The 11,052-nt window shown below is 56.6% G+C and carries 7 protein-coding genes; 4 read left to right on the plus strand and 3 right to left on the minus strand.

The features are described from left to right. The first annotated feature begins 55 nt into the window (after positions 1-55). Positions 56-748 carry a DUF2490 domain-containing protein gene (locus tag ACN0WW_RS14475; protein ID WP_417613570.1) on the plus strand — a complete coding sequence of 231 codons (693 nt, stop codon included), beginning with the start codon at positions 56-58 and terminating at the stop codon, positions 746-748. Between the two features lie 9 nt (positions 749-757). Here ACN0WW_RS14475 and ACN0WW_RS14480 read toward each other — a convergent pair whose 3' ends face one another. Then, the gene (locus ACN0WW_RS14480) at positions 758-1,438 is read right to left on the minus strand and encodes a DUF4197 domain-containing protein (protein WP_417613571.1); all 681 of its coding nucleotides are present in this window, start codon (positions 1,436-1,438) and stop codon (positions 758-760) included. Between the two features lie 66 nt (positions 1,439-1,504). On the opposite strand from ACN0WW_RS14480, the gene ACN0WW_RS14485 reads away from it, so the two are divergent. Together ACN0WW_RS14485 and ACN0WW_RS14490 are read left to right on the plus strand one after the other, a co-directional pair. Beyond that, entirely contained in the window at positions 1,505-3,670 is a 2,166-nt protein-coding gene (locus ACN0WW_RS14485) for a primosomal protein N' (RefSeq protein ID WP_417613572.1), read from the plus strand. 102 nt (positions 3,671-3,772) lie between these two features. Then, positions 3,773-5,314, plus strand: coding sequence for a trypsin-like peptidase domain-containing protein (locus tag ACN0WW_RS14490; protein ID WP_417613573.1), 1,542 nt, complete (start codon positions 3,773-3,775; stop codon positions 5,312-5,314). A gap of 94 nt (positions 5,315-5,408) precedes the next feature. On the opposite strand, the gene ACN0WW_RS14495 is transcribed toward ACN0WW_RS14490, so the two are convergent. Both ACN0WW_RS14495 and ada read right to left on the minus strand, forming a co-directional pair. Further along, the gene (locus ACN0WW_RS14495; RefSeq protein WP_417613574.1) at positions 5,409-8,624 is read right to left on the minus strand and encodes a PAS domain S-box protein; all 3,216 of its coding nucleotides are present in this window, start codon (positions 8,622-8,624) and stop codon (positions 5,409-5,411) included. 328 nt (positions 8,625-8,952) lie between these two features. After that, complete coding sequence (gene ada, locus ACN0WW_RS14500; protein ID WP_417613575.1) at positions 8,953-9,984, minus strand: bifunctional DNA-binding transcriptional regulator/O6-methylguanine-DNA methyltransferase Ada; 1,032 nt, start codon at positions 9,982-9,984, stop codon at positions 8,953-8,955. A 454-nt stretch (positions 9,985-10,438) separates the two neighbouring features. On the opposite strand from ada, the gene ACN0WW_RS14505 reads away from it, so the two are divergent. Continuing rightward, complete coding sequence (locus ACN0WW_RS14505; protein ID WP_417613576.1) at positions 10,439-10,993, plus strand: F0F1 ATP synthase subunit delta; 555 nt, start codon at positions 10,439-10,441, stop codon at positions 10,991-10,993. Positions 10,994-11,052: the final 59 nt, after the last annotated feature.

The raw sequence follows: 11,052 nt of genomic DNA on the forward strand, positions 1-11,052 counted from the left end.
TGCGAATCCAGTTTTCTGATTAAGTGACCGCTTTCTATCGCGATAAGGGTCAGCAATGCCAGTGCTTCGTAAACTTATTGCTGGCTCGACGGCTTTTCTGGTCGCGCAAAGTGTCGCGATGGATCCGGCCGTTGCGCGCGACGACGAAGCCCAGCTCTGGATATTACCCAACGCAAAAATACCGCTGAGCCCCGGGATGAGTGCGATTGCCGAGGGCGGCATACGCTACAGCGAGAGCGCGGACGGGCTGGCGCAAATCTTCGCGCGCGGATCGTTCCAGTTGGACGTCGCAGACGATCTGTCCCTTGCGCTGGGATATGGCCATTTTCAGAATTACAAGGCGCATCGCCGGTCGGGCACCGAGGAACGTCCCTTCCAGCAATTGAACTGGTCCATGGGTAAGGCAGCCGGTGGCGAGTGGAGCAGTCGCACCCGGCTCGAAGAACGCCTGTTCAGCGGGTCGAACCGGGTTGAAGTCCGGTTTCGCGAACGCGTTGGATTTCGGGGAAAACCCATCGGCAACAGCAGCATCCGGCCCGACTTCAGCGGAGAAATATTGTTCAACCTGAACAGGACAGCCAGCGGACAATCCGCCGGGATCAATTCGGTTCGCGGCAAGGCCGGACTCTCGGCGCCGGTTGCCGATCATCTTGATATTTCGCTGGCCTATATGGCGCTATATGTCCCGCGCACCGGTGAAGACCGTATGTTGCACGTAGCCCTGACCGGGATGAGCTACCACTTCTGACGCCCCGGTTCAGAACGCTTTGCCAGCCCCCAAAACCGCGATCAGCAGCGGATCGTTGGTGGCCCGTGGATTGGCACGAATAGCCTCTTCCTGCGCCCCGATTGATCGATAGATTGCATCGTTGACCTTGTTTGTCACATCACGACGGATGCTGCCAAAATCTACATTTGTGGCTTGCGAGAGAACCAGATTGATAATCTCATCGTCAAACAGCTTCAGACCATTGCCAACACCAGGCAACATGCGCTCGACCAGTGTATTGCCCAATTGGCTCTGCAGCACATTGGTCGCTGCGCGTGGTCCGCCGTTAAGGATCGCCGCGGCGTCGGTGATTGTCATGTTGCGAATGGTATCCGCGACAATTGGCGCGGCCAGCTCGGCGCCCTGTTCGGCCGCGCGGTTGACCTGCCGGAGCAAGCGATCCTGAATGGGTTTGGAGCGCAGCAATGCGGTGGCGACGCTCGTCACCCGCGAGCCACCAAGCGAGTCCGGCACCGCAATGCGCGCTACCTGACTGTCGAAAAAGCCGTTCGGCTGGAGCAATTGGGCAAAGGCATTTTGTGATGACACGGTCAGCAGGCGTCTGATGGCCTCGGTGAGGCTCAGCCCTGGCAAGCTCGAACAACCCGGAATCGACAGCAGCCCGATTGCAGCCCCCACGCTCAGAACCGATCTGCGGTGATAGATCATTTATATCTCTCCTGTTTTCGCCAAAGCACGAATGACGAGCGATGAATAGTCGCCTATAGCACCGATATGAATCGTGTTCGTGTACTCCTGCTTAACGCCGCCTTGGGTCCGCTCGATTACAGGGTTCCGGAGGGCATGGCGGTGGAACCCGGCTCGATCGTGATTGCACCGCTTGGCCCCCGGAAAATTCCCGGTGTCGTGTGGGAGCCAGACCGCTTTCCCACAGAGGAAATCGATGCGAAGAAATTACGGCCGCTATTGGAAGTGCGTGATGTTCCGCCGCTGCTGGCACCGCTGCGGCGGCTGATCGAATGGACGGCAGATTATTATTTCGCATCGCCCGCGTCGGTGCTGCGAATGGTATTGTCCAGCGGAGCCGCCTTTGCCGACAATCGCCCGATCAGCGAATATCGCCTGAACGGCAATATGCCTGACCGTATCACGCCGCAACGGCAGCAAGCGCTCGACAAACTCGCCGATGTACAAGGCACGATTAGCGAGCTGGCGTCGAAAGCCGGCGTTTCGATCGCGGTCATCCGGGGACTCGAGAAACTGGGCGTTTTTGATCGGGAGGAGGTATCTGCTTTTGCCACCACCACCAATCCCCTGCCCGACTATGATACGGTGGATCTCAGCGACGATCAGCAAAATGTCAGCGATATACTGATCGATGCGGTACGCGCGTCGGAATTTAAACCTTTTCTGCTCGACGGGGTTACGGGTTCAGGCAAAACCGAGGTCTATTTCGAGGCGGTTGCGGAAGCCCTGCGGCAGGACAAACAGGTGTTGGTGCTATTGCCGGAGATCGCTCTGACCGAACCGTTTCTCGACCGCTTCGAGACGCGTTTCGGGGCCGAACCGCTGGCCTGGCACAGCGGCATGAAACAGTCGGAGCGCAAGAAAAACTGGCGGGCCCTGGCGGAAGGCAGCGCAAAAGTGATCGTCGGCGCGCGATCCGCCCTGTTTCTGCCTTATGCCAATCTTGGCCTTATCATCGTTGACGAAGCGCACGAGACCAGCTTCAAACAGGAGGACGGCGTGCGTTATCATGCCCGCGATGTCGCGGTGATGCGCGGTCTGTATGAACAGATCCCGGTGATTCTGGCGTCCGCAACACCGGCGATTGAAAGCCGCCATCAGGTGGAACAGGGGAATTATCAACTGCTTGAGTTGCCGGCACGCTTTGGCGGCGCGACCATGCCGGATATCGAGGCGCTGGATCTCACACAGGACGTGCCGCCGCGCGGCAACTGGCTGGCACCGACTCTGGTCAAAGCGCTGGAGGAAAATCTCGATCGGGGCGAACAATCGCTGCTGTTTCTCAACCGCCGCGGCTTTGCCCCGCTGACCCTGTGCCGGACCTGCGGGCACCGGATCGAATGTCCCAACTGCACCGCCTGGATGGTCGAGCACCGGCTGACTCGCCGCCTCGCCTGCCATCATTGCGGCCATGTCATGCCGATACCCGAAAAATGTCCGGAATGCGGTGACGAGGACAGTCTGGTGGCCTGCGGACCGGGCGTCGAACGGATCTGCGACGAAGTGAAGATGCTCTTCCCGGCAGCGCGAACGGCAATCGTCACGTCCGACACAATCTGGTCGCCGCAGAAGGCCGCCGATTTTGTGCAACAGATGGAAGCGGGCGCGATCGACATTGTGGTCGGCACGCAGCTCGTAACCAAGGGCTATCATTTTCCCAATCTGACGCTGGTCGGCGTGGTCGACGCCGATATCGGGCTGGAAGGGGGTGATCTGCGCGCCGCTGAACGCAGTTTCCAGCAGATCGCCCAGGTTGCTGGGCGCGCCGGTCGGGCTGAAAAGGCAGGCCAGGTTTACGTGCAGACGCGAATGCCCAATGCGCCGGTCATCCAGGCCCTGATCAAAAATGACCGGGAAGGCTTTTACGCTGCCGAAATCGAAGCGCGACGGCAGGCCCTGGCACCGCCGTTCGCGCGCTGGGCGGCGATCATTGTCTCGTCTGAAGACAATAGTGAAGCGATGGAAACCGCGCGGCTGATCGGTCAGACCGCCCCAAAGCTGGACGGCTTTTCGGTATATGGCCCAGCCCCTGCCCCGCTGGCTATGCTGCGCGGGCGGCACCGACACCGGCTGCTGGTCCATGCCCTTAGATCGGTGGACTTGCAGGATATCATGCGGGAATGGCTGCAAAAACTGGAATGGCCACGGGCGGTCCGGGTTGGCGTCGACGTCGATCCTTACAGTTTTGTTTGAGGGAATGTGCTCTGTACTTGATGCGGAGCCTTCGGTTGGGTAGCGCAGGTGCCGCACAGCGCTCCGTATCGAATGCGGGGCACAGATATTGAAAGCCGCTCCATGAACCGCATTCTCGCCCTATTGCTTTTGGTCACGACCGCTCTTCTGGCGGGTCCCGCTCAGGCCGACCCAGCCGATATCAGTGCCGCCAGCCGATCGGTTGTGCGCGTTGTGCTGGCCGCCAAGGATGGCAGCAAGGTTGCCTTTGTTGGTCATGGCAGCGGCTTCATGGTCGCGCCAGACAAGGTCGTCACAAACGCGCATGTTGTCGAGATCGCGCGACAGGAATCATCGGTCGTCATCGGAATCATTCCGTCGCAAGGCGGCGTCAGCTACGGCGGCCGGATCATTGCGTATTCGCCGAGCAACGATCTCGCGCTGATACAGGTTCTCGACGGAGGAAGATTGCCGCCGATGACGATCTTTGGTGGGCCGGTTGCCGACGGCGCAGAGGTTGTCGCGATCGGCTATCCGGGCTCTGTAGACCGGGCACAGGGCCTTGACCTTGACGATCTGATCAATCCGATGTCGCCGGTTAAAACCACTGGAACGGTTTCAGGCGGACGCACGACCAAGCAATTTGATACGCTGCTTCACACCGCGCCGATCGCGTCCGGCAATAGCGGCGGGCCACTGATCGACAATTGTGGACGGGTGCTCGGCGCGAACAGCTTCGGTTCGATCAGCGATGGCAATGATGCGGAATTTGGCTTTGCCGTATCCGCCCGAGAGATATTGAACTTTGTCCGCAAGGCGGGTGTCAAGGCCAGTGTTACTGCGACGCCCTGCCGTTCGGCTGCGGAAATCAGCCAAAAGGAGCGGCTGCGTGAAGCAACCGCGCGTGCAAAGGTAGCGGCAGCAAAGGCTGCAGAAGCCGAGAAGCGCGAACGGGCCGAAGCCAAATTGCGGACAAGCATTTCGCAAGACATCATCGCCGAGCGCGAAAACCGGATCGCGATAGCGGCGCTGATGCTCGCACTGGCATTGCTGGCAGCCGGAGGTGGCGGATTTCTGTTGTGGCAAGGCAAACGCAACCCCGGAATTGCCGCAGCAAGCGCCGCGGGATTGCTGCTGATCGGGGCTGTCATCATCTTTTTGTCCCGCCCGGATTTTAGCGAGATCGACGACCGGGTGGCCGCAGCGTTGAAAGACAATCGGCCAGACAACAGTCCGGAACAGCCCGGCAAAGCAACCGCTGGAAAATATCTGTGCAGGATCAACCCCGAGCGCAGCAGGATCACGGTCTCGCAGAAAGATGAACTGCCGCTCGAATGGGCCGAGGGCGGATGCGTAAACGGACGCACACAATATGGCCGCGATGGCGCCAAATGGTCGCGGATATTTGTGCCCAATTCCGAACAGACCGTGACGATCAACAGCTTTCAGCCGGATCGCGGCGAATTGACTGAAGAGCGCTATCTGATGGGGCTGGATACGATGACCAGGGCGCGGGCGATACGGTCAGAATATGGCAACAAAGCCTGCACCGCCGATCCAGCCGTACTGGCGGATATCGAGGAGATGGTGAAGGCTATCAGGGCAGAGCTTCCGGGCCAGGCCAATGAAAGCCTGGTTTACGAATGCGAAAAACTGACGGAGTAATCGCCGGAGGCGCCGCCAGCCATCGCTTTCTGACCCGGCCCGTCAGCCGGTTCGTCGCCTCTTCAGTCGTCAAGTGGCGGACCCATCCAGGCGCTTAGGACGCAGATGTGCTCAGATTCAGGGATTTATCCCGGGGCCTGAGGTTCAAAAGATTGCCGCTCAATGTTCTCAGAATGTCGATTGGCTTTTCTTGTTTGACAGCATCTTCCAACTGCTTTGCCGCTGTCGCAATTTCATCTTCCCCAAAAGTACCGGCGGATCCAGCGAGCTTGTGCAGCATGTTCATGATATCGGTGCTCTCGGTCTGAGACCAGTGGCCGATGGTATCAAGCTTGTCCGAGACACTGTCGAGCGTGGTGGTCCGGAAGGCTTCATATTTTGGCCGAAGCATCGCTATGGTCGGGTCTTCATCAATCGCTTCCGCCGCTGCAGCCGCATCGGCAGGACTGGATTCAAAATACCATTTATTGACCGCTTTGTGGAGATCGTTGAACTGAATTGGTTTGCTGACATGGTCTTGCATGCCGGCCGCTGAACAGGCCTCGCGATCCTCGACAAACGCGTTTGCGGTCAATGCTACGATCGGTAGCTGTTCAGCGGTGATACCGGCCTTGCGAATACGTTTCGTGCTTTCAATGCCGTCCATGATGGGCATCTGCATGTCCATCAATACAAGCCCGAAGGCATGACTCCGGGCGGAATTGCCCGTCAGGATTTCGACGGCTTGCTCGCCATTTTCTGCCGTGACAACTTTGCACCCCATGCGCTCGAGCATAGCGGTCGCGAGCAGCCGGTTAATTTCATGGTCTTCGACCAGCAATATGGAGCGGTTCACGGACGGTACGTCAGCAAGTTCCTGATCGATTTCGATGCGTCTCGCGTAGTCACGACGGGGATCCGCGCATTCTTCCATCGGAAGCTCGATCGAAAATGTCGAGCCGACACCGGGTATACTCTGCAAGCTGATATCGCCGCCCATCATTTCGACGAGCTTGCGCGATATCGCCAAACCAAGGCCGGTCCCTCCATAGGATCTGTCCGTGTCGCGCTCTGCCTGCACAAATTCGTCAAATATCATGCCTTGGCGGTCTTCAGGAATGCCTATGCCCGTGTCGATAACGCTGATTTTAAAATTTTTCTGATTGTCCGCAGAGATTTCGGCCCTGATGGTAACCGATCCCGCTTTGGTGAACTTGATGGCATTGCCAATCAGGTTGGTCAGTATCTGACGCAGACGCAGTTTGTCGTGCATGATGAATTTTGGCAAATCGTCCGCATAATCCAATTTCAGCGCAAGATCTTTGTTGTCGGCAGCTGTCAGCATCATATTGCGAGTGCTTTTGAGCACGTGGGCCAGTTCGAAAGGCTCGGGCGACAAAATCAGCAGCCCGGCGTCAATTTTGGAAATATCTAATATATCATTGAGCAAGGCCATCATGACGGTGCCCGATTCCTGAATCAGCCCGACATATTTTGACTGCTGCTCATCCAGTTGCGATTGGCGCAGCATCTCGGCAAAACCGAGAACACCGTTCATCGGAGTGCGAATTTCGTGGCTCATATTGGCCAAAAACGACGCTTTGGCCTCCGTTGCGGCTTCTGCGATATCTCTTGCTTGCCGCAATTCGTCCTGCCGGTCGCGTAACTGTTCCATGGCCTTGCGTTGTTCGGTAATGTCGACAATCACACCGACATAGCCGATAATCTTGTCATCAATGTCGAACTCTGCTTGCGTGACCGTGCGCACCCAGACTTCCTCGCCATCCGTTGTTACGTGGCAGGCTTCCCGTTCGCGCCTATCTCCCCGTTTATTGAAGCCCTTGAACGCTTCTTTCATCGCAGGAGACGTTTTGTCCGTCACGGCACCGATCCACCCCTCTTCGCTGACATCAGCCTCACTGAGCCCGACCCTGTCACGCCACATCTTGCTGATATAAAAGACCTTTCCATCAGCATCGGCCTGAAAAAATCCGACGGGAGACGATTCTGCGAGTCTGCGGAACCGCGCCTCACTCTTTTCCAGCGCGTGAGAAGCCTTTCGCGCTTCTGTAACGTCGCGGAAATTTCCAGTTGCGCCTGCAAACTGACCATTCTCATCCTGCACCGCCTCGAGAAATGACTCGATGTGACGTTCCTTGCCATCCGCGCGCAAAAAAGTCTGGTCGAGAGTGAGGGTCCTCAGTTCGCCGCTCATCAGTTTTAGATAGGCCGCGCTCGACTGTCGCAGTGATTCTTTGGTCAGGAACTGGGTGACGGGCAAACCCAGCGACTCTTTCACCGAATAGCCCGTTATCACTTCCCACGCCGGATTTAGAAGCTGCCAGCGCCCTAATTCATCCGTCCGGAAAACAATATCGCGCATGTTATCGAAGATGGATTGCGTTTGATCACGGCCGGCCCGCAATTTCCGCTGCAATTCCCTTTGTGCTTCGAGAAAACTGGCGAAAGGCAGTGAGCTGGCAAAGGTGAAGAGAATGAAAATTTGGACAACGACAATATTGTCGTGAAGGTTCCCATCAACCAGCTGAGCCGGACCTGTACCATTCAATGTGCCGGCGATCGCAATGATCGAGACAATCGCCACCGAAAGTGAGGCACCGACGATCCCCTTGCGCACGGCAGCAACCAGTACGAAAAGTGAAATCATGAACAAGAACGGATAGGAAGTCTGGCTGAAAACGAAGACCGTCAAAAGCCCCCCCACGCCGAAGATGAGCAAATATTCCAGATCCGCTTTCTTGTTCCATTTATGAATACCGTTGGTGTTACCTGCGAGAATTGAGAAAATCGGGGCAAAAATAAGCATGCCAAGGCTATGGGCTATCAGCCAGTCAACCCATCCAACCCATGCCATATATTCGCCTGACAACGAAAATAGGACAGAAGCGACTACGGTCGAAATGAGCGGCGCTGCCACACCGCCAAGCACAGCGAAGCAGATCAGGTTTCTGAAATTCGCAAAATTGGGGCTCGCGCCGCAAGCCTTGCGGAGAAGAACGATCGCGACGCCGACTTCGACCGCATTGGCGATAGAGAGAAGCATTGCGTCTAGCCAGCTATCGCCAGCGCCAATAAAAACGCAAAATCCGATTGCCGCACAGGATATGATGTGGGGGATCGATGACCGACTACTGTACCCCAATAGTGCGGCCACAAGAAAACCGTTAGAAATCCACAAGGCGGAAAAATACGAATCCCCGCGCGTCAACCATAGTCCTGCAGCGGATAATAGTCCAAAGACTGCAGTAATTCCTATGAAGATGGCAAAACGCTTCCCGACTGCAGTTGGAGGCTTTGCTTCAATGTTCATTCAGTCGCCGATCTGTTTGTCGTGGTTAAAGGAATGGCAAAATTGACGCGATTCCCGGTTTATTTTCCATTGCGATACTGAGCAAATTCCCCGCCCAGTCTCTTCCAAGTCCCGATCATTGCTTCCAGCTTCCACCCCGCAAAACTTTGGAGCGCGATTGGCAAAAACACCTTCGCCACGATATATTTGGTCCCTTGTAGCTGATAACGGCAAAGGAAAGATTAATTGAGGGCAATCGAAGAAAAGCGGCTTATGTCTTGGACAGCGCCCGGGAATTTTCTGTCAACCATGACGCGTGAGAATCCGGCAATTTCAGCACCGGCAGACCCTAATTTCGCTCTTTATCCAACAATCGTTTCTTGATCTCCAAGCCATAGGCATAGCCACCCATTGTCCCGTCGCTTCGCACAACCCGATGGCAAGGGATCAGGACGGCAACATGATTGGCTCCGTTGGCACTTCCCACAGCGCGCACCGCTTTCGGCTTGCCGATAGCAGCGGCGATTTCCGCGTAGCTGCGGGTTTCGCCATCGGGAATTTTCCGCAGCTCCTGCCATACCGCTTCCTGAAAAGCCGTACCCTGCACATCGAGCGGAATATTATGCGGCCGTCCTGGCGTTTCGACCTGTGCGACGACTGTCGCCAGCAACCGCTTGAAAGCTTCTCCCCCCGGCTGCAGCTTTGCCTTGGGAAACCGCGCGCGCAGCTCTTCCTCGCCTTCGTTGAAGGAAAGGCAGCAGACCCCTTTATCGGTCGCGGCAACCATCATGGAACCGAGCGATGTTTCAACACTTGCCCACTGGACTGTTGCGCCTTCTCCGCCATTTTTCCAGACGCTGGCATTCATCCCCAGTCGCTGTTTCGCATCGGCATAAAATCGCGACGCCGATCCATAGCCTGCGTCGTAAATCGCTTCGGTCACCGATGCACCATCATCCAGCGCGTCCCGGACCCGCTCGGATCGCAGAGCGCGCGCAAAGGCCGCTGGGGAGAGGCCCGTCTCACGCTTGAAAATACGTTGAAGATGCGCAGCCGAATAGCCTGTCAAGACCGCCAGCTCATCCAGTTTCGGTGCGCTTTCCGCCGTACGAACGGCGTCGATAACGGCTTTTATTGCGGCTTCATCGCGCGCGATATCATTGGGGCGACAGCGCAGGCAAGCCCGCAAACCGGCAGCTTCTGCGTGCTCTGGCTTCGCAAAAAATCGGACGTTTTCCCGCTTGGGGTGGCGGGCAGCACAGGAGGGCCTACAATAAATGCCGGTGCTCAGCACACCCGTAACGAACTTTCCGTCAAAGGACCGATCGCGGGCCCGCACCGCCGCCCACGCCTGTTCGCTATCTACGATATCCGGAGTCATGACCCAAATCTCTCCACTCGCGCCGCAAAACATCCGTTCGCAGCGTGTCGGATCTCTATATACGCCATATCGTCCGGTTCAGACAATTGCCGGTTTATAGCTGCATTCTGCGCGCTGGCAGTTACGGCGATGTGAGTGGGGGCAATCCCGCCTGTTCGACAGATCAAGTTTCTTCTCCCGCTTGATGGTGCGTTGCTCAATAGGATGACGCAGACGTCGCAGGCTTCCTGTATCTTGCGTTCAAAGCAAATTCCCCCTGGAGTTTATTCAAAAGCACCGAAAACCGGCGTTTTCCGCATTCTTAAAAATGATTCCCAAAGCAATCTTGCATCGCAGCAAAATGGTTGCTAGACGCCGCGCATCCGCGGGCGGAATCGTAGGATTTCCGGCCATTAAGCGGACCATTTCATGAACGGTTTTCAGACCAAAATTTCGGTCAGGGAGTAGCAAACGCGTGGATCATTCCAGCGGCATCAGAGCGAGTTTAGCGGGGCGTTACGCCACCGCGCTGTTCGCTCTTGCACAAGAAAAAAACAGCATAGACGTGGTACAGGCCAGTCTGGCGACTTTGAAAAACGCGTTGGCAGAGTCGGATGACCTGAGAGCGCTGACGACCAGCCCGGTGGTATCTCGTGATGATGCCGGCAAGGGTATCGCGGCCATAGCAAAGAGCCTGGATCTCGACCCGCTGTCGACCAATCTGCTTGGCGTTCTCGCAGCCAACCGTCGGCTCGACCAGATACCGGCTGTCATCCGCGCTTTCTCCTCTCTGGCTTATAGTCATCGCGGAGAAATCACCGCCGAAGTCACATCCGCGCATCCGCTGGATGACAAGCAAATTGATGCGCTCAAGGCGCAACTCAAGAAACGTGTCGGAAGCGATGTTAGCGTTTCCACCGCAGTCGATTCGTCCATATTGGGCGGGCTGGTCGTGCAAATCGGCAGCCAGATGATCGACAGCTCGATTAAAACCCGTTTGAACACCCTATCGCAGGCCATGAAGGGCTAAAGGAAGATACACATGGATATTCGCGCCGCAGAAATTTCAAAGGTCATCAAGGACCAGAT

This window comes from Parasphingorhabdus sp. (assembly GCF_048269865.1).
GTDB lineage: Bacteria > Pseudomonadota > Alphaproteobacteria > Sphingomonadales > Sphingomonadaceae > Parasphingorhabdus.

Coding starts and splice junctions, on each gene's coding strand:
- ACN0WW_RS14475 (WP_417613570.1), top strand. CDS start 56: ATGCCAGTGCTTCGTAAACTTATTGCTGGCTCGACGGCTTTTCTGGTC.
- ACN0WW_RS14480 (WP_417613571.1), bottom strand. CDS start 1,438: ATGATCTATCACCGCAGATCGGTTCTGAGCGTGGGGGCTGCAATCGGG.
- ACN0WW_RS14485 (WP_417613572.1), top strand. CDS start 1,505: ATGAATCGTGTTCGTGTACTCCTGCTTAACGCCGCCTTGGGTCCGCTC.
- ACN0WW_RS14490 (WP_417613573.1), top strand. CDS start 3,773: ATGAACCGCATTCTCGCCCTATTGCTTTTGGTCACGACCGCTCTTCTG.
- ACN0WW_RS14495 (WP_417613574.1), bottom strand. CDS start 8,624: ATGAACATTGAAGCAAAGCCTCCAACTGCAGTCGGGAAGCGTTTTGCC.
- ada (WP_417613575.1), bottom strand. CDS start 9,984: ATGACTCCGGATATCGTAGATAGCGAACAGGCGTGGGCGGCGGTGCGG.